Origin of the sequence: Rathayibacter sp. AY1B8, assembly GCF_002932775.1 — a bacterium.
Taxonomy (GTDB): Bacteria; Actinomycetota; Actinomycetes; order Actinomycetales; family Microbacteriaceae; genus Rathayibacter.
Map to the genome: position 1 here is coordinate 1 of NZ_PSWJ01000029.1, position 20384 is coordinate 20384.

Sequence of the window (20384 nt, forward strand, 5' to 3'; positions counted from 1 at the left end):
GTCCGCGTCCGCTGACGGCGGAGGCGGGAGGTGCCACCGGGCCGAAGAGCTCCGGGCAGCCTTGAAGGCTATACCCGGGCTATGTGCTCCGTCCAGCGGCCGCCGCGATCCGGCGGTTCCCCCCGCCTCCGCCGTCAGCGGACGCGGACCGAGAGGCAGGTGACGCAGCCCTCGAGCTTCTCGAACTCCGAGACGTCCACGGTGAGGACGCGGTAGCCCAGGCTCCGCAGCAGCTCGGCGCTCCGGGGAGCGGAGGCGGCCATCAGGAGGGTGTCGTCGTCGAGGACGACCACGTGGGCGCCCGGCTCCTCGGGCATCGGCAGGAAGGAGGGGAACAGGCGCGGCTCGTCGACGACCGGCTCCCAGCCGATGACCGTGCCGTCGGGCAGCGCGGTCACGGCGCTCTTGAGGTGCAGCACCTTGGTCAGCGGGACCGCGACGACGTCGTACCCGCGGGGGCGGAGGATCGCGCGCAGCTGGGCTACCCCCGCCGCGTCGGTCCGGCCTCCGCGGCCGACGTAGACCGTCGATCCCACCTTGAGGACGTCGCCGCCGTCGAGCGTGCCCGGCTCCTCGATGCGGTCGACCGTCAGGCCGAGGGCGCGGACGGCCTCCTCGGCGCCCGCCGTCTCTCCGCGGCGGGACTCCGCTCCGGACCGGGCGATCACGGCGTGGTCGCCGAAGACGACGACCGCGTCCTCGAGGAAGACGGAGTCGGCGAGTCCGGGCGCCGGTGCGGCCTCGACCGTCTCCCAGCCGGCCCGCTCGAGCAGGTCGACGTACGCCTCCCACTGCTGCTGGGCGCGCTGCTGGTCGACGGGGACGCGCTCGAGGTGGGTGAGCTCGCCCGCCGAGAGGTCGGCGGCCGGGGCCCGGACGATCGCGATGCGGCGGTCGGTGACGACGGCGGCCGGAGCGCCCGTGGTGCGGAGGCGGTTCCAGAGCGCGCGGCCGACGCTCGCCGCCGAGACGGTGAACGCGAGCAGGAAGACGAGGTTGAGTCCGGCGAAGGTCTGGAAGATGGAGGCCCAGACGGCGCCCGTGACGGCCTCGCCGGTGGCGCTGGCCTGGACGAGCGTGCCGAACACGGCTCCGACCACACCCGCGACGAGTCCCGCGAGCGCGGCGCTCCAGGTGCGTCCGAGCATCCCCGCGACGGCGAGGACGAGGACGACCACGAAGCCGAGCACGCTCGAGAGCAGGAAGTAGGCGTTGACCTGCGGGATGGAGCCGGGCTGCAGCTGGTTGCCGATGAAGAAGGCCAGCAGGTTGGCGAGGTGCGCCACGAGCGCGGTCGCCGCGGCGGCGAGCAGCGCGACGAGGATCCGGCGGCCCGTCCCGGGCGCGCGGCCCCGGTTCGGGGCGATCGTGGTCGCGGCGGTCGGGGTGTCGGGAGTGGACGCGGGCGTCGAGTCGGAAGGCACCCGGTGACCCTACGCGCCCCCGCCCGCGCCTCGCCTGTCGATCCCCTAGCAGCCCCCTAAGAGCCGCCCACCGCACGGCAGAGCGGTTTCAGCGGGAATCGCGTGCCAAGCGATTCCCGTGACCGGCGACGCCCCCACTCCATGGAAAGCCTCACGTCGTGACGCCGACCACGCCCCGCCGCGCGAGGAGCGGCCGGGAAACCGCCCACCGCAAGGCAGAGCCGACTCAGCGGGAATCGCGTGCCAAGCGATTCACGCGGTCGGCGACGCTACCCGCTCCGCGGAACGCTCCGTGTCGCGAAGCCGACCGCGCCCCGCCGCGCAGGGAGCGGCGGGGAAGACGAGCACCGCAAGGCAGAGCCGGTTCAGCGGGAATCGCGTGCCAAGCGATTCCCGCGACCGGCGACGCACCCCGCTCTACGGAACGCACCCCGTCGCGAAGCCGACCGCGCCCCGCCGCGCAGGGAGCGGCGGGGAGATCGAACACCACTTCTTCCACCGAGTGACGGGCGCGGAGCGCCCGTCACTCAGTGGAAGAAGTGCCGCTCCCCCGTCGTGTACATCGTGACGCCGGCGCGGGCGGCCGCGTCGATGACCTCGGCGTCGCGGACGGAGCCGCCGGGCTGGACGACGGCCTTCACGCCGGCGGTGAGGAGCACCTCGAGGCCGTCAGCGAAGGGGAAGAACGCGTCGGAGGCGGCGACGGAGCCGGGGGCGCGGTCGCCGGCGCGGGTGACGGCGAGGTGGCAGGAGTCGACGCGGTTGACCTGGCCCATGCCGACGCCGACGGAGGCGCCGCCCTTGGCGAGGAGGATCGCGTTCGACTTGACGGCGCGGCAGGCCTTCCACGCGAACTCGAGGTCGAGCATCGTGTCGGCGTCGGCGGGCTCGCCGGCGACGAGCTGCCAGCCGGAGCTGACCTCGCCGGGGCCGCCGATGAAGCGGTCCGGCTCCTGCAGCAGCAGGCCGCCGGAGATCTGCTTGAACTCGCGCTCGACGGGGGCGTAGAAGTCGGGGAGCTGCAGCAGGCGCAGGTTCTTCTTGGTCTTCAGCACCTCGAGCGCCTCGGGCTCGAAGCCGGGGGCGACGAGCACCTCGGTGAAGATCTCCTTCACCGTCTCGGCCATGGCGAGGGTGACGGGCCGGTTCGCGGCGATGACGCCGCCGAAGGCCGACACCGGGTCGCACTCGTGGGCGCGGCGGTGGGCGGAGGCGATGGGGTCGATCGCCTTCGAGCTCGCGATCGCGATGCCGCACGGGTTCGCGTGCTTGATGATCGCGACGGCGGGCAGTACGAAGTCGTACGCCGCGCGGACGGCCGCGTCGGCGTCGACGTAGTTGTTGTAGGACATCTCCTTCCCGTGCAGCTGTGTCGCCTGCGCGATGCCGGTGCCGTCGGGAGAGACGTAGAGGGCCGCCTTCTGGTGCGAGTTCTCGCCGTAGCGGAGGACCTGCTGCAGGGTCCCGCGGATCTCGACCGAGCCCTCGACGCCCTCGGCCGCCTCCTGCCCGGCGAACCAGGCGGCGACGGCGGAGTCGTAGGAGGCGGTGTGCGCGAAGGCGCGGGCCGCCAGGGTGCGGCGCGCGGCGAGCGTCGTGCCGCCGTCGGCGAGGGCGGTCGCGATCCCGGAGTAGTCGGCCGGATCGACGACGATCGCGACGTTCGCGTGGTTCTTCGCGGAGGCGCGGACGAGGGCCGGGCCCCCGATGTCGATGTTCTCGACCACGGTCGCCGCGTCGGCGCCGCCGGCGACGGTCTCGCGGAACGGGTACAGGTTCACCACGACCAGCTCGAACGCGGCGATGTCGAGCTGCTCCAGCTGCTCGCGGTGCGAGGCGAGCCTCAGGTCGGCGAGGATGCCCGCGTGCACGGCCGGGTGCAGCGTCTTCACGCGGCCGTCGAGCGACTCCGGGAACCCGGTGACGGCCGAGACGTCGGTGACCTCGTGGCCGGCGCCGCGGAGGGTCGCTGCGGTCGAGCCGGTGGAGACGAGCTCGACGTCGGCCGCGGCGAGCGCCGCTCCGAGCTCGAGCAGGCCGGTCTTGTCGCTGACCGAGATCAGCGCCCGGCGGACGGGGACCCGGTCGCGGTCGTCGTAGCTGCTGGGGTCGTGGGCGGTGATGCTCATGCGCGGGCGAGCTCCTCGAGGTCGACGGTTCCGTGGGCGATGTCGAGCACCGTCTGCACCAGCAGGCGACGCTCGATGGTCTTGATGCGCTCGTGCAGCGCGTCCTCGCTCTCGCCGGGGAGCACGGCGAGGCTCTCCTGGGCGATGACGGGTCCCGTGTCGACGCCGGTGTCGATCACGTGCACGGTGACGCCGGTCTCGGTCGCGCCGGCGGCGAGGGCGTCGCGGACGGCGTGGGCGCCGGGGAAGAGGGGCAGCAGGGCGGGATGCGTGTTGATCATCCGCGGGCTGAGCGCGTCCACCACCACGGGCGGCAGGATGCGCATGAAGCCCGCGCAGACGACGAGGTCGGGCTCCCACTCCCGGATGCGCCCGAGCAGGGCGGCGCCCCACTCGTCGCGGGAGGAGAAGTCGCGCGGCGCGACCGTGAAGGCGGGGACTCCGCGCTCCTCGGCGTGGCGGAAGCCCTCGGCGTCGGTGTCGCTGCCGACCGCGACGATGCGGGCGGGGAAGCCCACGTCGCCGGTGGCGTCCAGCAGGGCGCGGAGGTTCGATCCGCCGCCGGAGAGGAGCACGACCAACTTCAGCACTGCGCAAGTCTAGGGGGACGCCTCCGCCGGCGTCAGCCGCGTCGGCTGCGGCCCGCGGCGAGGCCCAGGCCCGCGGCCAGCGCGAGCTCGAGGGCGGCGACCGCCCCGACGACGAGCGGGTCCGGGCCCACCTGGGCGAGCCGCCCGGGCCCGGCGGCGCCCGCCGAGAACCAGGCGAGGAGCCCGAGCAGCAGGCCGCCGACCACGCCGATCCCGCCGGCCGCGGCGGCGCCCCAGCGCAGCAGCGAGCGTCCGTCGAGCGCCTCGATCACGCCGCGCCGCAGCCGCCATCCCGCGGCGAACCCGGCGAGCAGCGGCACGAGCAGCCCGAGGAAGCCGAAGGCCGAGTCCCCTGCGGGCAGTGCGGCGAGGACCGGGATCGACGGGATCGGTCCGAGCAGCGTCCCGGCCGCGCTCACGGAGGAGCCGGTGCCAAGGGCGAAGCCCGGGCCGATCAGCCAGCTCGCCGCCCAGATCACCAGGTTCGGGAGGAACGCCAGCTGTCCGAGAGTGAGGGCCAGGCCGCCGAGCGCCTCGGCGCCGAGGCTCTCGTAGAGCGCGACGACCGAGGTGTAGTGCACGACCAGCAGCACGGCGACGAGCACCGCCGCGACTCCGACCACGCCGGCCGCGGCGAGCGCTCCCCCGCGCAGCGACGCGAGGACGAGCCCGGGCCCCGGCGCGGGGACGCGGTCGAGCGCGGAGGCGGCCAGCTCGCCGAGGGGGTCGGCCTCGTCGCTGCGGGCGGAGTGGAGCGCTGCTCCGACGAGCACCCCCAGCGCGAAGACGAGCGGCGGCAGCAGCGTCCCCTGCAGGGGATCGACGGTGGCGGCCGGGTCCGCGGATCCGAGCGAGACCAGGAGCGCGATCGCCAGGTAGGTCGCGATCGCGACGAGGACGCCGATGGCCCGGAACGGCGACTCCTGGGCGCGGCGGCCGGTGCGCGCGCCGAGCAGCACGGTGAGGAGTGCGAACGCCAGCGGAGCGATCGTCACCGGGAAGGCGTCCGCGCCTCCGGGCAGCGCCACGGCGAGGGCGGAGTCGGGGGCCAGCGCCGCCTGCAGGTCGGCCCCGTGGCCGAGCAGCCAGGCGTCGGCGGCGACCCGCCAGAACACGCCGAAGTCGACCGTCGTGTCGTACTGCACGGCCCAGAGGACGGTCAGCGGGACGAGCGGGATCGCGATCCCGATCAGCGCCGACAGCGCGGCGTCGAAGGCGGCGAGGAGGGCGACGGTGATCCGGTTCATGGGCCTGACGAGCCTAGCGGCGGCGCGCTCGGAGGCGGGTCAGGGGCGCGCCGCCCGGCCCTCTAGTGTCGGAGCCATGACGGGGACCTCGGACGCACGGACGGAGCGCGGCCTGGACCGCCTCGTGAACTTCTCCGACGCCGTCGTCGCCATCGCCATCACGTTCCTCGTCCTCCCCCTGGTCGACGTGGTCGAGGAGGGCCGCGCGGCCGATCTGGGGTCCCTCCTCACCGGGCACTACGGCACCCTCTCCGCCTTCTTCATCACGTTCGCCGTGATCGGGCGGCTGTGGGCGGTCCACCACTCCGTCTTCGAGGGCGTGGCCCGGTACTCGCCCGCGCTCGTCGTCGCGAACTTCGTCTGGCTGGCCGCGGTCGTGCTGCTCCCCTTCGCGGCGAACCTGATCTCGAACGTGCTCGACACCGACGGCAGCGTCATCGCGCTCTACATCGGCACGATGATCGCGGCGAGCGCGGCGACCCTCGCGATGCAGCTCATCGTGCGCCGCGATCCGGATCTCCTGGCCCCGGGGGCGGAGCCGCGGCGCTCCCTCTCGAGGTCGCTGATCGTGATCAGCGTCCTCCTCGCGGCCCTCGTGCTCGCCGTCGCGGTGCCGGCCGTCAACATGTTCGCGCTCCTGCTGCTCCTGCTCTCGGGTCCGATCGAGCGCCTGGTGCACCGCGGGCGCCCCGGGGGACGCGCGGCCCACCGCCGGACGGAGCGCGGGCTCGACCGGCTCGTCAACTTCTCGGACGCGACCGCCGCCATCGCCATCACCGTCCTCGTCCTGCCGCTCGTGCAGCTGGCTCCCGAGGTCGCCCGGGAGGGCGGCGGAGTCCCGGCGCTGCTCGCGGAGCACCTGGACTCGGTCCTCGCCTTCGCGCTCTCCTTCGCGGTCATCGCCGTCTTCTGGATCCCCCACCACCGCGTCTTCGAGATCGCCGGGGACTACGACGGCGCCCTGGTGTGGCTGGACCTGCTCTGGCTGGCCGCGCTGGCGTTCTTCCCGTTCTCGACGAGCGCGCTGGCGCTGTTCCCGGACTCCCGGGCGACGATCGGGCTCTACATCGGCACGATGGCCGCGATGAGCGGGGCGCTGGTCCTGATCGAGCTGCGCCTCTCCTGGCACCCGGAGCTCAGGCGGCCCGGCGCAGGGCCCCTGCCGCTCGCGCCCGCCCTGCTGCCTCTCGCGCTGCTCCTCGTCGCACTGGCGCTGGCGCTGCTGATCCCGTCGGTCGGGCTCTGGTGGCTGCTCCTGCTCCTGCTGCAGCGGCCCGTCCGGGCACTGCTCGCGCGGCGCTGATCCTCAGGCGCCGGGCGTCCAGCCCAGCTGCGGGGCGATGCGCTCGGCGACGGCGCGCAGGATGCGCCGGTGCGACTCCACCCCGCCGACCGCCGGGAGCGTCACCGTGAGCGCGTCCGCCTCCGCGAGCGCCGGATCCGCGGCGAGCGACGCGACGATCCGCTCCGGGCTCCCGACGTGGAGGGGGCTGAAGCGCATCGGGGCGGCGATGATCGACCGGTCGGCCGTGCGGGGGCGGCCCTCGTCGTCCATCCGCGCGAGGTAGCCCTCGATGAAGGGGCGGTGCGCCTCCTCGTCGGCGGCGTCGAGCAGCGGCAGCACGATGCGGCCCGCCGTCACCCTCGACGTGCGCCCCGGGTGCGCGGCGGAGAAGGCCTCGCGGTAGGCGCGGATCTGCACCGCCTGCTGCTCGGCGAACGGCAGGCCCGTCTCCTCCGTGTTGAGCGTGGACACCTGCAGGTGCATGCCCTGCTCGCCCGCCCGGACCGCGGAGGCCACCGTTCCCGCCCCGTACCAGAGCCGGTCGGCGAGGCCGGGCGCGTGCGGCTGCTGGACGAGCGGAGCGCCGACCGGGACCGACATCAGGGCCGACTCCGCGACGCCGAGCACGGCGCCCGAGAGCGCCTCGCGGAGTCGCGCGATGCGCTCCTGCGCCTCCTCGCGGAAGTCGCGCTCGGCCTGCCCGAACACCCCGTCGAAGACGGAGGCGAGATGCGCGAAGCCGCTGCTGACGCCGAGATCTAGTCGTCCGCCCGAGAGCAGGTCCACGGTCGCGGCGTCCTCGGCGAGGCGCACGGGCGACTCGTAGCGGGCGCCGATGACCGCGGTCCCGAGGCGGAGGCGGCGGGTCCGCTGGGAGGCGGCCGCGAAGAAGGTCATCGGAGACGCGAGGTAGCGCTCGAAGTGCCGCACGCGGACCCAGCCGGTGCCGTAGCCGAGCTCCTCGGCGAGCTCGAGCAGTGCCAGCCCGTCCTCGAGGCTCCGCGCGGCGTCGCCGGGCTGCTCGGGGCCCTCCGGGTACGGCACGAAGGTCAGCAGGTCGAGTCCGAGGCGGCGGGTCACGCTGCGACGCTACTCCGGCCGGACCCGCCCCGACGACGGAACGGACGGCGCCGCCCGCCGGAGCAGGGGCACCGTCCGTTCCGACGGTGGTGCGGGGAGGACGGGCGCTAGAGCGCCGCGTAGACCTCGCGGAGCAGGGCGGCCGTCTCGGACGGCGTCTTGCCGACCTTCACGCCCGCGGCCTCGAGGGCCTCCTTCTTGGCCTGCGCGGTGCCGGCCGAGCCGGAGACGATGGCGCCGGCGTGGCCCATCGTCTTGCCCTCGGGGGCGGTGAAGCCCGCGACGTAGCCGACGACGGGCTTCGTGACGTTCGCCTTGATGAAGTCCGCGGCGCGCTCCTCGGCGTCGCCGCCGATCTCGCCGATCATCACGATCGCCTTCGTCTCGGGGTCGGCCTCGAACGCGGCGAGCGCGTCGATGTGCGTCGTGCCGATGATCGGGTCGCCGCCGATGCCGATGGCGGTCGAGAAGCCGAGGTCGCGCAGCTCATACATCATCTGGTAGGTCAGGGTGCCCGACTTCGAGACGAGGCCGATCGGGCCCTTGCCGGTGATCGTCGCGGGGGTGATGCCCACGAGCGACTCGCCCGGCGTGATGATGCCGGGGCAGTTCGGGCCGATGATCCGGGTCTTGTTCCCCTTCTCCTGCGCGTACGCCCAGAACTCCGCGGAGTCCTGCACCGGGATGCCCTCGGTGATGACGACGAGGAGGCCGATCTCGGCGTCGATCGCCTCGATGACGGCGTCCTTCGAGAAGGCGGGCGGCACGAACGCGATGGAGACGTCGGCGCCGGTGGCCTCCATCGCCTCCTTCACGGTGCCGAAGACGGGGAGCTCGACGTCGCCGTGGGTGACGGTCGTGCCGGCCTTGCGGGCGTTGACGCCGCCGACGACGTTCGTGCCGGCCTTGAGCATCAGCGCGGTGTGCTTGGTGCCCTCGCCGCCGGTGATGCCCTGGACGATGACCTTGGAGTCCTTGGTGAGGAAGATCGACATGCTTGTTCTCTGATTCCTTGAGTCGTCGGGTCCGTTACGCGGCGGCGAGTTCGGCGGCCTTGTCGGCGCCCTCGTCCATGGTCGCGGCGAGCGTGATGAGCGGGTTGGCGGCGGCCTGGAGGATCGCGCGGCCCTCCTCGACCTTGTTGCCGTCGAGGCGGACGACGAGCGGCTTCGTGGCCGAGTCGCCGAGGATCTCGAGCGCCTGGAGGATGCCGTTGGCGACCGCGTCGCACGCGGTGATGCCGCCGAAGACGTTGACGAAGACGCTCTTGACCTGCTCGTCGCCGAGGATCACGTCGAGGCCGTTCGCCATCACCTGGGCGGAGGCTCCGCCGCCGATGTCGAGGAAGTTGGCCGGCTTCACGCCGTTGTGCCTCTCTCCGGCGTAGGCGACGACGTCGAGGGTCGACATGACCAGGCCCGCGCCGTTGCCGATGATGCCGACCTCGCCGTCGAGCTTCACGTAGTTGAGGTCGTTCTCCTTGGCCTTCGCCTCGAGCGGGTCGGCGGCGTCCTTGTCCTCGAGCGCGGCGTGGTCCGCGTGGCGGAAGCCGGCGTTCTCGTCGAGCGAGACCTTGCCGTCGAGCGCGACGATGTCGCCCTCCTCGGTGAGCACGAGCGGGTTCACCTCGACGAGCGTGGCGTCCTCGCCGGTGTAGACGTCGTAGAGCTTCACCAGGACGGGCGCGACCTTGGCGATCAGCTCCTCCGGGAACTTCGCCGCGCGGGCGATCTCCTCGGCCTTGGCCTGGTCGATGCCCTGGCCGGGGACGACCTCGACGCGCGCGAGGGCGTCGGGGCGCTCGACGGCGAGCTGCTCGATCTCCATGCCGCCCTCGTAGGAGGTGAGCGAGAGGTAGGAGCGGTTGGCCCGGTCCAGCAGCACCGAGAAGTAGAACTCGCGGTCGATGCGCGCACCGCCGGCGACCATGACGCGCTTGACGACGTGGCCCTTGATGTCGAGGCCGAGGATCGACCGCGCCGCGGCGAACGCGTCCTCGGGGGTCTTCGCGACCTTCACGCCGCCCGCCTTGCCGCGGCCGCCGATCTTGACCTGCGCCTTGACGACGGTGACGCCGCCCAGCTTCTCCGCCGCGGCGCGCACCTCCTCCGGCGTGTCGGCGACGATGCCCGGGAGCACGGGGACGCCGTACTTCTCGAACAGATCACGGGCCTGGTATTCGAAGAGATCCACGCTGCATTCCCATTCCGCGCCGAGCGCGCTTGCGTTTCGAGTTCGAGGTGGCCCGGACGACGCCGGAGTCTCGGCACTGTCCCTGGGCCGCGCCGAGTCTACTCCGCACCCGCCGGGGGCTTCCCGTGCGGTCGCTCCGCGCCCGCCGGACGCCCGCCGGGGGCGCCGGCTCCTCCTCCGCCCGCCGCTCCCGCGTAGCGTGGAGCCATGTCGTCGGCCTCCCGCACCCCGGACGTCTTCCGCGAGGGCGTGTTCCTACTGGCGGGCGCGCGCGCGATCCTCCTCCAGATCGCGCACCCGGCGGTCGGGCAGGGCGTCGCCGACCACTCCGACTTCGTGCACCGGGCCGTGAACCGCCTGCACGGGACGCTCTCCTACCTCTACGTCCTGCACTACGGCACTCCCGAGGACGTGCGCGCCGTCCGCCGCCGCGTGAACAGGGCGCACGTGCCCGTGCGCGGCCCCGGCTACACGGCCTTCGACCCGGAGCTGCAGCGCTGGGTCGCGGCGACGCTCACCCAGTCGATGCTGCAGCTCTACGAGGGCGCCTTCGGTGCGCTGAGCGAGGAGGAGGCGGACGACATCGTGCGCCGCTCCGTCGTCGTCGGCGCGGCGCTGCAGATGCCCGCGGACCTCTGGCCCGACTCCCGCACCGCGTTCGACGCCTACTGGGAGCGGGAGCTGGAGCGCCTCGAGGTCACGCCCGCGGCCCGCCGGGTCGCCCACGACCTGCTGGGCCCGAGCATCGCCGCCTGGTACCTGCGCCCGCTCGGCCCCTACCTCCGCCTGATCACCGCCGGTCTGCTCCCGGCGGCGCTCCGCGAGCCCTTCGGCTTCCACTGGACCGCACGGCAGGAGGCGCGGTTCGAGCGGGCGCTCTCGCGCACCTTCGCCGTCTACCGCCTGCTTCCCGCGATCGTGAGGACGGCGCCCAGCCGCTACTACCTCGCCCGGGTCCGACGCGACGCTCAGAAGCCGGCCACGACCTCCCAGCCCGCGTAGGCGGCGAGCTCCAGCCCGAGCGCCTGCGCGGCCGCACGCGCCTCGTCGATCCCGCGCTCGTCGCGCACGTCGACGGTGACCGGCACGCTGTCGCCGAACCCCGCGATCTCGACCCGCGCGCTCGTCGGACCGCTGTAGAGCGGGACGTGCGCGTCCGCGGTCCGCGCGCCGACCACTCGCGAGCCGGTCGCCTCTGCGATCACCGCGAGGGCGAACGGAGCCGTCACCACCGCATCCGTGTAGAGCGTCGCCTCGCCGCGCATCGCGCCTCCCGTCGTCCGACCCGCGGAACCGGGCCGCAGCAGTCCGACTGTAGGCAGCCGCCCGCGCCTCCCGCACCCCCTTCCGCTCGGCGCCGGGATGCGCACTCCCCGCCCGTCCGTGCTGAACATCCGGTGCGGATCGCTCGACGCGGCCGCCCGGCGGATCTACGGTGAAGCACCCGGCATCCGCCGCGGCGGTCAACGACGACTGGAGCCTTGATGAGCATCACCGAACCCCGCACGGCCGAGGCCCCCGCCGCTCCCCCGCCCGCCGCCGGCTTCGGCACCCTCTCCGTCGCGGCCATCCTGGCGGAGGCGGCGCGGCGCACCCCTGACACGATCGCCATCCGCGTCGGCGAGCAGGCCGTCGACTACGCGACCCTCTGGCGGCAGACCCGTGCCTACGCCGGAGCCCTGCGCGCCCAGGGGATCGGACCGGGCGACCGCGTGGCCCTGCTCGTCCCGAACGTCCCCGACTTCCCCCGCGGCTACTTCGCCGTCCTCGCGCTCGGCGCCGTGGTGGTCCCCGTGCACGCCCTGCTCAAGCACGACGAGATCGCCTACGTCCTGCGCGACTCCGGAGCCGTCGCGCTCGTGTGCGCCGCTCCGCTGCTCGCCGAGGGGGCCGCCGGAGCGGACCTCGCCGACGTTCCCGTGCTGAGCGTGATGGTGCCCGACGGCACCGCCTCGCCCCTCCCGCGCCTGGAGGACCTCGCCGCGGAGGCGACCCCGATCGACGGCTACGTGCCCCGCTCCCCCTCCGACACGGCGACGATCCTCTACACCAGCGGCACCACCGGCCGCCCGAAGGGGGCGGAGGGGACGCACTTCGCGATCGTCTCGCAGTCGGACGTGCTGCTGATGAACACGTTCGACCTGCACCGCGGCGACGTGGTGCTCGGGGCGCTGCCGCTCTTCCACACCTTCGGGCAGGTCTGCGCGATGAACACGGCCTTCCGCACCGCCGCGACGGTCGTCCTGGTGCCGAAGTTCGACGGCGACGCCGCGCTCGAGGCGATGATCGCCCACGGCTGCACGGTCTTCGAGGGCGTGCCCACGATGTACGTCGCCCTGCTCGACGCCGCGACCCGGCGCGAGGACCGGCCGCCGCTGCGCTACGCGGTCTCGGGAGGCGCCGCCCTGCCCGTCGCCGTGATCGAGCGCTTCCGCGAGGTGTTCGGCGTCGAGATCTACGAGGGCTACGGGCTCACCGAGACCTCCCCGGTCGCCACCTTCAACCACGTCGGAGTCCCGCCGCGGCCGGGCACGGTCGGCACGCCGATCTGGGGCGTCGAGGTCGAGGTCGCCCGCCCCGACGTGACCGACCGCGTCGAGCTGCTCCCCCGGGGCGAGCTCGGCGAGATCGTGGTGCGCGGGCACAACCTGATGAAGGGGTACCTCGGCAACCCGGCGGCGACCGCGGAGGCGGTGATCGACGGCTGGTTCCGCACCGGCGACCTGGGCACGAAGGACGAGGAGGACTACATCCGCATCCTCGACCGCACGAAGGACATGATCATCCGCAACGGCTACAACGTGTACCCGCGCGAGGTCGAGGAGGTGCTGATCGGGCACCCGGCCGTACAGAACGCGGCGGTCTTCGGGATTCCGGACGAGCGCCACGGCCAGGAGGTGATGGCCGCGGTGATCCTCGCCCCGTCGGCGACCGCCACCGCGGAGGAGCTGATCGCCTACGCGAACGAGCATCTCGCCGCCTTCAAGTTCCCCCGCCGCGTCGAGTTCGTCGACGCCCTTCCGCTCGGGCCCAGCGGCAAGATCCTCAAGCGGGAGCTCGTCGCGCGCTACGCCGGCTGACCACTTCCGCGAGATGCCGCTCGGGTGAGCCCACCACGGCGTACCGCGCACCGGAGCGGCATCTCGCGGACGGCGACCAGAGGGCACACGGGAAGGGACGGACGTCAGCCGAGCAGGGACCAGACGGTCCCGGCGAGGACGGTGCCGACCGCGGCGCCCGCGAGGACCTGAGCGGGGGTGTGCGCACCGAGGCGCACCCTCGACCAGAGCACCCAGAGGACGATGGGCACGCTGATCAGCAGGGAGAGCGGTCCGTAGGCGATCAGCACGACGACGGCGCAGGTGGCGACCACCGCCGCGTGCCCGGACAGCTTCCAGACCAGGTTGACCACGCCGACGGCGAGCACCACGGCCACCGTCACCACGCCGAACGTGGTCACCGCGGCAGGAGCGCCGAGCACGGCGAGCAGTACCAGGCCGGCCGCGATCGACCCAAGCGCCAGCGCGATCGGCAGCGCCCGCTCGCGCCGGTCGGGCACGTGATGGTCGCCGTGGATCCGGCCGGTGCGCATCAGCAGGCGGATGACGAGGTAGGGCACCACGCCGACGAAGAGCGCCGCGAGCGCTCCCCAGGCGACGCCGAGCAGGGGCGGATCCGCGACGCGCGCGCCGACCACGACCGGCACGAGCACCGCGAGGACCGCCGGGGAGAACACCTCCGTCGCGAGCCGCGCGGCCGCCGATCCGGCCGCCACCGGACTAGATCTTCTCGATCGGCGCGACCTTGATCAGCAGCTTCTTCGCGCCCACCTGGTCGAAGAGCACGTGCGCGACGCGCTTCGAGCCCTCGCCCGTCACCGCGTTCACGCGCCCCTCACCGAAGTCGGTGTGCCGGATGCGGTCGCCTGCGATCAGCTCGAGGTCGCCGTTGTCGCGCACCATGCCGGTGATCCGGTTCGGGAACTCGCCCTTGGCCTTCGGCGCCGCGGCGAGCGCCTCCCGGAACTCGGTGTTCGATCGCGACTTGCCGAAGCCGGGCCGCTGAGCGTTCAGGGCCCGGGGCTGCGTGCCGCCGCGCGAGGTCGCCGCGCCGGGCGACTGGCGCCACTGGATCAGCTCTCCCGGGATCTCCTGCAGGAACCGGCTCGGCATCGCGACCGACGTCTCGCCGTACTGCGCGCGGGTCATCGCGAGCGAGAGGTAGAGGCGCTTGCGGGCCCGGGTGATCCCCACGTAGAACAGCCGCCGCTCCTCGGCCGGGCCGCCGGGCTCGTTCGCCGAGATGCGGTGCGGGAGCAGGTCCTCCTCGATGCCGGTGAGGAACACGGCGTCGTACTCGAGGCCCTTCGCCGTGTGCAGCGTCATCAGCGAGACGGTGCCGGAGTCGTCGTCGAGGTCGTCGGCCGCGGCGACCAGCGAGACCTCGGTGAGGAAGTCCACGAGCCCGCCGTCCGGGTTGTTGCGCGCGAACTCCTTGGTGACGGCGATGAGCTCGTCGACGTTCTCGGCGCGGGCCTCGTCCTGCGGGTCGCGGCTGGCGCGGAGCATGTCGAGGTAGCCGCTGCGGGTGAGGAGCGCCGTCAGCACCTCGTGCACCTTCGCCTCGCCGCCCTCCCGTGCGGGGTCGAGCATCAGCGCGCACTCGTCGAGGAGGGTCGCGAGGTCGACGATCGCCTTCGTCACCTTCGGGCCCATCCCGAGCGAGCCGGCGTTGCGCATCGCCTCCCGCAGGGTCACCGCGTTGGTGTCGGCGAACGACTGCAGCTGCGCCTCGGTCGCGGGGCCGATGCCCCGCTTCGGAGTGTTCATGATGCGCCGCAGCGCCAGCACGTCGGCCGGATTCGCCACCGTGATCAGGTACGCCAGGGCGTCCTTGATCTCGGCGCGCTCGTAGAACTTCGTGCCGCCCAGGATCCGGTAGGGCAGCGCGGAGCGGATGAAGATCTCCTCCAGCGCGCGGGTCTGCGCGTTGGTGCGGTAGAAGACCGCGATCTCGTCGTAGCCGGTGCCCGCCGCGTGCAGGCGGGCGATCTCGTCGACCACGAACTGCGCCTCGTCGTGACCCGAGTAACCGGTGTAGCCGACGATCTTCTCCCCGTCGCCGCTGGAGGACCAGAGGTTCTTCGCGCGACGGTCGAAGTTGTTCGAGATGACGGCGTTGGCCGCCGAGAGGATGTTCTGCGTCGAGCGGTAGTTCTGCTCGAGCAGGATCACGCGGCAGCCCGGGAAGTCGCGCTCGAACTCGACGATGTTGCGGATGTCGGCGCCGCGGAACGCGTAGATGGACTGGTCCGAATCGCCGACGACGGTGAGCGAGGCCCCCGGGATGGAGCCGTCGGCCGTGACCGGTCCGCGGTAGGGGCGGTCGAACTGCGCCGCCGCCATCGTCGCCGGCGGCACGGGCCGGGTCAGCTCGTGGATCAGCGAGTACTGGGCGTGGTTCGTGTCCTGGTACTCGTCGACCAGCACGTGGCGGAAGCGCCGCTGGTACTTCGCGGCGACGTGCGGGAAGGCGCGGAAGAGGTAGACGGTCTGCGCGATCAGGTCGTCGAAGTCGAACGCGTTCGCCCCCTCGAGCGCCCGCGAGTAGGCCCGGAAGACCTGGAGGAACATCTCCTCGTTCGGGTCGCTGAGGTTCGCGGTGCGGGCGTAGGAGTCGACGTCGGCGAGCTCGTTCTTGAGCTTGGAGATCTTCGCGGAGGCGCTCGCGACGGTGATCCCGAGCGAGTCGGCCTCGAGGTCCTTCACGATGCGCTTGAGCAGGGCGCGCTGATCGCCCGAGTCGTAGATCGTGAACGACTTGGTCATGCCGAAGTTCTCGGCCTCGCGGCGCAGGATCCGCACGCACGCGGAGTGGAACGTCGAGATCCACATCCCCTCGGCGCTCTGCCCCACCAGCTTCTCGACGCGCTCGCGCATCTCGGCCGCGGCCTTGTTGGTGAACGTGATCGCGAGGATCTGGCTCGGCCAGGCCTCGCCGTTGCCCAGGAGGCTCGCGATGCGCCGGGTGAGGACGCTGGTCTTGCCCGAGCCCGCACCCGCGACGATGAGCAGCGCGTCTCCGCGGTACTCGACCGCCTCGCGCTGCTGTGGGTTCAGCCCCGCGACGAGCTGCTCGTGCGCCGGGTCGGTGCGGGGCGCGTCCCCGGGGCCGCCGGGGGGACCGACGATGACCGGGGTGGCGCGGGAGTCGCTCGGATCGAAGAGGAAGCTCATGTCCCTCCGAGTGTAGATCGCCCCTCCGACACCGGGAGCGGTCAGGCGGTCCGCTGACGCGGCGCGGGCGAGGTGAGCGCCCCGCCGACGTCCAGTCCGCGCCACGCGAGGGAGAAGCCGAGCACGGCGAGCGCCGACGTCGACACCGCCAGGAGCTGCAGGAGCGCGAAGGCGGTGAGGTCCTTCGTGTCGTCGGGGTAGTACTGGATGCCCTGGACGGCGAGCGCCGCGAGCAGCACCACCACGATCACCGAGCACACCAGGAGCAGCCGGTTCACCCCGCGCCGCGCGGGCCTCTTCGGCGCTCGGCCCACCTGGGCCCTGGTGGTCAGCCACGCGCAGGCGGCGGAGGCGGAGGCGAGCGCGACGAGGTCGGCCCCGAGGACGTCGCTCGCCCGGTGCCAGGAGGCGGCCATCGTCAGGTTGCCGACCAGCACCACGACCGCGCCGCCCAGCGCGAGCACGACGGTCCGCGCGCGCCCGGGGACGACCATCGCCAGGGCGAAGACCACCGAGACGGCCGCCGCGGTGTGCCCGCTCGGGAAGCTGCCGCCGGTGTACCAGGAGTCGGTGTCGACCAGCTCGGGCCGCTCGAGGACCACGTTCTTGAGCAGCTGGGTGAGCCCGGCCGTGACGACGATCGAGCCGACGGAGGCGACGGCCAGCGCCGGGCGCCTCCGGATCAGCGCGATCGCCGCGACGAGCAGGGCGCCGACGACCATGGAGAGCGGGGTGACGTCCGCGAGCGCCCCCGCGGCGGCGCCGGTGGCGCGGCCGAAGACGAGGTCGGCGCCCCGGAGCCCCGAGTTCTCGACGCCCTGGCCCTGAGGGGTGAGCACGGCGAGCCAGTAGACGACGGCGACGCCGATCACGGCGAGGACGGCGGTGGTGATCCAGCGGCGGGTGATGCGCTCTCGGGTGGACACGGGGCCTCCTCTCGAGGGTCGGGCGGGCGGTGGTGAGCCGATGATGCCAGCGCAGCCTCCGCGTCCGCTCGGCACGCGCCGGACGAGAACCCGATCGGCGGACCGATCAGCCGCGGAGCAGGCGCTCCTGCTCGGCCGCCCGCGCCTCGATCGCCAGATCGGGCTGGTCGGCGAAGACGCCGTCCACTCCCGAGCGGAGGATCATCGCGAACTCCTCCTGCCAGCCGCCGTACTCCGCCGGGTCTTTCCCGCGGCGGTGCACCTTCTCGAGGAACCGGTTCTCGGCGCGCAGCGTCCAGCAGTAGACCTCGAGCCCGGCCGCGTGAGCGTCCTCGACGAGCGGACCGGTCCCCGTCGCCCGGCCGGCCGCGTCCCGCGAGAAGAGCATGCTCTTGTCGACGCTGATCCCGTCGACGGCTCCGGCGAGGTTCCGCAGTCCCGCCGGCGTGGTGAAGGCGGAGTAGGGGGCCGCGTCGGCGCCGTGGGCGGCCACGAGGTCGGGCGGGGCGCCGCGCGACTCGAGCAGGTAGATCCGGCGGGTGCCGACTCCGCTCACCGCGAGTCGCTCCAGAACGGTCTTCTCGAAGCTCTCGATCGTGAGCCGCGGGTCGCGCGGACCCCAGCCCGCGGCGGCGAGCTCCTCGCACAGCAGCACGTCCAGCGGCAGCCCGATCCCGGCGAAGTACGTCGCGTGCTTGATCTCGGCGACGAGCCCCGGCGGAGCGAGCGGATCGTCCTCCGCCGCCCGGTCCAGCAGCGCCAGCAGCTCGCTGAAGCGCAGCAGCGGGAACTGCCCGTCGAACGTGGCGCTGGAGCCGCGCACCGCCGGCAGCCGCTCGCGGGCCCGCAGCTCCGACAGCTCGTCCCAGGTGAAGTCCTCGGTGAACCAGCCGGTGATCTCGCGGCCGTCGATCCGCTTGGTGGTGCGGCGCGCAGCGAACTCCGGGCGCTTCTCGACGTCCGTCGTGCCGGAGATCTCGTTCTCGTGGCGGAGGACGAGCACGCCGTCGCGGGTCGCCACCAGATCGGGCTCGAGCGCATCGGCGCCCAGCGCGATCGCCAGCTCGTAGGCGGAGCGGGTGTGCTCCGGTCGGTAGCCGCTCGCTCCGCGGTGGCCGATGACGAGCGGTGACTGGCGCGCGGGCATGCCGCGATCCTACGGGCGGCTCTGCACGGCTCGCAGCGGAGTCGAGGTCCGCTCGAAGAGAACAGCCAGACTCTGAGAGGTGCTCTCAGATAAGGTGGTATCCATCGTCGCAGTCCTCTCGGATCCGCGGCGCACCCCGCACACACAGCGACTCAGATCCGCGAGTTCCCTCGGAGACCAGCGCACCTGAGAGAAGAGGAACCATGGCAAGCAACAATCCGGCCTTCGGACGCCCGGAGTTCAGCAACCGCGGCTACGCCGGCCGCGTGCAGGACCTCCCGGACGTCTCCCCCGGCACGCTCGACCAGATGTACTCCCGTCCGGCCGCCGGCTCCGTCGAGACCGACCGGATGACCGTCGAGGACACCCTCGCCAAGACCGCCCTCGCCTTCGTCGTGCTCCTCGCGGGTGCGGCCGTCGGCTGGTTCGTCCCGGGCCTGATGCTCCCCGCCGTGCTCGTCGCGCTGGTGCTGGGCATCGTCAACGCCTTCAAGAAGCAGCCGTCGCCCGCCCTGATCCTCGGCTACGCCGCGACCCAGGGCATCGCTGTCGGCGCGATCTCGAAGTTCTTCGAGAGCGCGTACGCCGGAGCGGTCGTCCAGGCCCTCATGGCGACCGTCATCGTGATCGGCGTCACCCTGGCGCTGTTCATGAACGGCAAGATCCGCACCTCGCCGAAGCTCAACAAGATCTTCTTCATCGGCATGATCAGCTACGCGGTGTTCTCGCTGGTGAACCTGGGCCTCGGCCTCTTCGGCGTCGGCGGCGGCTTCGGTCTCCGCACCGGCTTCATCGGCATCGTGATCGGCCTCATCGCCGTCGCGCTCGCCACGTACTCGCTCGTGATGGACTTCGAGTTCATCCAGCAGGGCGTGCGCAACCGCCTCCCCCGCATCTACGGCTGGACCGGCGCCTACGGCATCCTGGTCACCGTCGTCTGGATGTACCTGGAGATCCTGCGCCTCGTCGCGATCTTCCGCGAGTAGCACGGCGCACCACGTCCGACGGGCGCTCGACCTCCGGGTCGGGCGCCCGTCGTCGTTCCCGGCCTCAGCGTCGTTCCCGGTGCACTGCCGGGAGCGCCTGGCACGATGGAGGGATGAGCGCCGCAGACTTCCGGATCGTCGGCCTCGACGTCGCACGCGGCCTGGCCGTCCTCGGCATGTTCGCCGCCCACCTCGCCCCCGTCGAGAGCGAGATGCTCTGGAACGGCCGCAGCTCCGTCCTCTTCGCCGTGCTGGCGGGAGTGTCGATCGGGCTGATGACGGGCGGCGCACAGCGCTCCTCGCGGCCCTGGCAGGACACGGGATCGATCCTGCTCCGCGGGCTGTACCTGCTCGTCATCGGCGTCGCCCTCACCCTGCTCGGGACGCCGATCGCGGTGATCCTGCCGCACTACGGGGTGATGTTCCTCGTCGCGGCGCTGCTGCTCTTCCTGCCGCGGGCGGTCCTCGCCCTGCTGGTCGCGGTCGCGGCGATCGCCGGGCCCCTCGCGGTCGACGCGCTGACGAGCGCCGGCGGCTCCTGGCTCTCGACCCTGTCGCCCGACGAGGCGCTCCTGGCCGCGCAGCCCCTCATCTGGCTCACCCAGTACTACCCGGTGCCGTCGTGGCTGGCGTACGTGGTACTCGGCCTCCTGATCGCGCGCTGCGACGTCCGGTCCGCGACCACCCAGCGCTGGGTCGTCGTCGGCGGCGCCGTCTCGGCCGTGCTCGGCTACGGCGGCGGGCTGCTGCTCGGGGGTCCGGAGGCGGTGGAGGCGCACGCCAGCACCACCGCCGAGCTCCTCGGGGCGGGCGGGGTCGCCTGCGTGGTCCTCGGCGCGCTGACGGCTCTGCTGCAGCGGCTGCCGCTCCTGGCACGGGCGGCGACTCCGATCGCGGCCGTCGGTGCGATGCCGCTGACGATCTACTCGCTGCAGCTCGTGGCGCTGGCGGTGTACCTGGTCCCGTACGAGCCGTTCGACTTCGAGGCGTGGCGCAGCTGGACGCTGCTCGGCGTCTTCGTGGTCGGCTCGATCGTCGCCGCTCTCCTCTGGAGGCGGCTCGTGGGGCAGGGCCCGCTGGAGTGGCTGCTCGCGCGCGCGTCGCTGCGGCCTCGGGGTCCGCGCGCGGCGCTGGGTTAGGG

General features: G+C 72.9%; 17 protein-coding genes. 5 read left to right on the forward strand and 12 right to left on the reverse strand.

The features are described 5' to 3' along the window. Positions 1 to 134: 134 nt before the first annotated feature. The 4 genes from ddaH to C5C63_RS14415 form a co-directional block, all read right to left on the reverse strand. A complete protein-coding gene (ddaH, locus tag C5C63_RS17540; protein WP_308471258.1) occupies positions 135 to 1424 on the reverse strand; it encodes a dimethylargininase in 1290 nt (429 codons plus the stop codon). Between the two features lie 527 nt (positions 1425 to 1951). Next, entirely contained in the window at positions 1952 to 3553 is a 1602-nt protein-coding gene (gene purH / locus C5C63_RS14405) for a bifunctional phosphoribosylaminoimidazolecarboxamide formyltransferase/IMP cyclohydrolase (protein ID WP_104326314.1), read from the reverse strand. Continuing rightward, entirely contained in the window at positions 3550 to 4143 is a 594-nt protein-coding gene (gene purN / locus C5C63_RS14410; protein WP_104326315.1) for a phosphoribosylglycinamide formyltransferase, read from the reverse strand. The genes purH and purN overlap by 4 nt, the downstream gene beginning before the upstream one ends. A gap of 32 nt (positions 4144 to 4175) precedes the next feature. After that, complete coding sequence (locus tag C5C63_RS14415; RefSeq protein ID WP_104227293.1) at positions 4176 to 5390, reverse strand: DUF6350 family protein; 1215 nt, start codon at positions 5388 to 5390, stop codon at positions 4176 to 4178. A gap of 76 nt (positions 5391 to 5466) precedes the next feature. Between C5C63_RS14415 and C5C63_RS14420 the strand changes: the two genes are divergently transcribed. Further along, positions 5467 to 6693 carry a TMEM175 family protein gene (locus tag C5C63_RS14420; RefSeq protein WP_181068417.1) on the forward strand — a complete coding sequence of 409 codons (1227 nt, stop codon included), beginning with the start codon at positions 5467 to 5469 and terminating at the stop codon, positions 6691 to 6693. Positions 6694 to 6696: 3 nt separating this feature from the next. On the opposite strand, the gene C5C63_RS14425 is transcribed toward C5C63_RS14420, so the two are convergent. From C5C63_RS14425 to sucC, 3 genes are all read right to left on the reverse strand, one after another. Next, the gene (locus tag C5C63_RS14425) at positions 6697 to 7755 is read right to left on the reverse strand and encodes an LLM class flavin-dependent oxidoreductase (protein ID WP_104292884.1); all 1059 of its coding nucleotides are present in this window, start codon (positions 7753 to 7755) and stop codon (positions 6697 to 6699) included. Between the two features lie 107 nt (positions 7756 to 7862). Continuing rightward, positions 7863 to 8750, reverse strand: coding sequence for a succinate--CoA ligase subunit alpha (gene sucD / locus C5C63_RS14430; protein WP_104224929.1), 888 nt, complete (start codon positions 8748 to 8750; stop codon positions 7863 to 7865). Positions 8751 to 8784: 34 nt separating this feature from the next. Beyond that, positions 8785 to 9948: an ADP-forming succinate--CoA ligase subunit beta gene (sucC, locus tag C5C63_RS14435; RefSeq protein ID WP_104292885.1), complete on the reverse strand. Its 1164-nt coding sequence runs from the start codon at positions 9946 to 9948 to the stop codon at positions 8785 to 8787. Between the two features lie 207 nt (positions 9949 to 10155). Here sucC and C5C63_RS14440 point away from each other — a divergent pair, with 207 nt between their 5' ends. Continuing rightward, complete coding sequence (locus C5C63_RS14440) at positions 10156 to 10950, forward strand: oxygenase MpaB family protein (RefSeq protein WP_104292886.1); 795 nt, start codon at positions 10156 to 10158, stop codon at positions 10948 to 10950. On the opposite strand, the gene C5C63_RS14445 is transcribed toward C5C63_RS14440, so the two are convergent. Beyond that, positions 10917 to 11213, reverse strand: a complete 297-nt coding sequence (locus C5C63_RS14445) for a hypothetical protein (RefSeq protein WP_104224926.1) — start codon at positions 11211 to 11213, stop codon at positions 10917 to 10919. The two genes, C5C63_RS14440 and C5C63_RS14445, sit on opposite strands and share 34 nt — an antisense overlap. A 219-nt stretch (positions 11214 to 11432) precedes the next feature. Between C5C63_RS14445 and C5C63_RS14450 the strand changes: the two genes are divergently transcribed. Further along, positions 11433 to 13028 (forward strand): long-chain fatty acid--CoA ligase, encoded by a 1596-nt coding sequence (locus C5C63_RS14450; protein ID WP_104234174.1) that lies wholly within the window; start codon positions 11433 to 11435, stop codon positions 13026 to 13028. 104 nt (positions 13029 to 13132) lie between these two features. On the opposite strand, the gene C5C63_RS14455 is transcribed toward C5C63_RS14450, so the two are convergent. The 4 genes from C5C63_RS14455 to C5C63_RS14470 all read right to left on the reverse strand — a co-directional run bounded on the left by C5C63_RS14455 (position 13133) and on the right by C5C63_RS14470 (position 18257). Next, complete coding sequence (locus C5C63_RS14455) at positions 13133 to 13723, reverse strand: phosphatase PAP2 family protein (RefSeq protein WP_104292887.1); 591 nt, start codon at positions 13721 to 13723, stop codon at positions 13133 to 13135. 4 nt (positions 13724 to 13727) lie between these two features. After that, positions 13728 to 16184 carry an ATP-dependent helicase gene (locus C5C63_RS14460; protein ID WP_104261607.1) on the reverse strand — a complete coding sequence of 819 codons (2457 nt, stop codon included), beginning with the start codon at positions 16182 to 16184 and terminating at the stop codon, positions 13728 to 13730. Positions 16185 to 16225: 41 nt separating this feature from the next. Next, a complete protein-coding gene (locus C5C63_RS14465) occupies positions 16226 to 17110 on the reverse strand; it encodes a phosphatase PAP2 family protein (protein WP_104224743.1) in 885 nt (294 codons plus the stop codon). A gap of 106 nt (positions 17111 to 17216) precedes the next feature. Next, a complete protein-coding gene (locus tag C5C63_RS14470) occupies positions 17217 to 18257 on the reverse strand; it encodes a glycerophosphodiester phosphodiesterase family protein (protein ID WP_104292889.1) in 1041 nt (346 codons plus the stop codon). A 203-nt stretch (positions 18258 to 18460) separates the two neighbouring features. On the opposite strand from C5C63_RS14470, the gene C5C63_RS14475 reads away from it, so the two are divergent. Together C5C63_RS14475 and C5C63_RS14480 are read left to right on the forward strand one after the other, a co-directional pair. Beyond that, on the forward strand, positions 18461 to 19243 hold the full coding sequence (locus C5C63_RS14475; protein ID WP_104224741.1) for a Bax inhibitor-1/YccA family protein: 783 nt from the start codon (positions 18461 to 18463) through the stop codon (positions 19241 to 19243). Positions 19244 to 19356: 113 nt separating this feature from the next. Further along, a complete protein-coding gene (locus tag C5C63_RS14480) occupies positions 19357 to 20382 on the forward strand; it encodes a DUF418 domain-containing protein (protein WP_104292890.1) in 1026 nt (341 codons plus the stop codon). Positions 20383 to 20384 lie beyond the last annotated feature (2 nt).

Excerpts from the sequence above, each read along its gene's own strand:
- C5C63_RS14420 (WP_181068417.1), top strand. The coding sequence starts at position 5,467 with ATGACGGGGACCTCGGACGCACGGACGGAGCGCGGCCTGGACCGCCTC.
- purH (WP_104326314.1), bottom strand. The coding sequence starts at position 3,553 with ATGAGCATCACCGCCCACGACCCCAGCAGCTACGACGACCGCGACCGG.
- C5C63_RS14475 (WP_104224741.1), top strand. The coding sequence starts at position 18,461 with ATGGCAAGCAACAATCCGGCCTTCGGACGCCCGGAGTTCAGCAACCGC.
- C5C63_RS14415 (WP_104227293.1), bottom strand. The coding sequence starts at position 5,390 with ATGAACCGGATCACCGTCGCCCTCCTCGCCGCCTTCGACGCCGCGCTG.
- C5C63_RS14440 (WP_104292886.1), top strand. The coding sequence starts at position 10,156 with ATGTCGTCGGCCTCCCGCACCCCGGACGTCTTCCGCGAGGGCGTGTTC.
- C5C63_RS14460 (WP_104261607.1), bottom strand. The coding sequence starts at position 16,184 with ATGAGCTTCCTCTTCGATCCGAGCGACTCCCGCGCCACCCCGGTCATC.
- C5C63_RS14480 (WP_104292890.1), top strand. The coding sequence starts at position 19,357 with ATGAGCGCCGCAGACTTCCGGATCGTCGGCCTCGACGTCGCACGCGGC.
- C5C63_RS14450 (WP_104234174.1), top strand. The coding sequence starts at position 11,433 with ATGAGCATCACCGAACCCCGCACGGCCGAGGCCCCCGCCGCTCCCCCG.
- C5C63_RS14445 (WP_104224926.1), bottom strand. The coding sequence starts at position 11,213 with ATGCGCGGCGAGGCGACGCTCTACACGGATGCGGTGGTGACGGCTCCG.
- C5C63_RS14470 (WP_104292889.1), bottom strand. The coding sequence starts at position 18,257 with ATGCCCGCGCGCCAGTCACCGCTCGTCATCGGCCACCGCGGAGCGAGC.
- sucD (WP_104224929.1), bottom strand. The coding sequence starts at position 8,750 with ATGTCGATCTTCCTCACCAAGGACTCCAAGGTCATCGTCCAGGGCATC.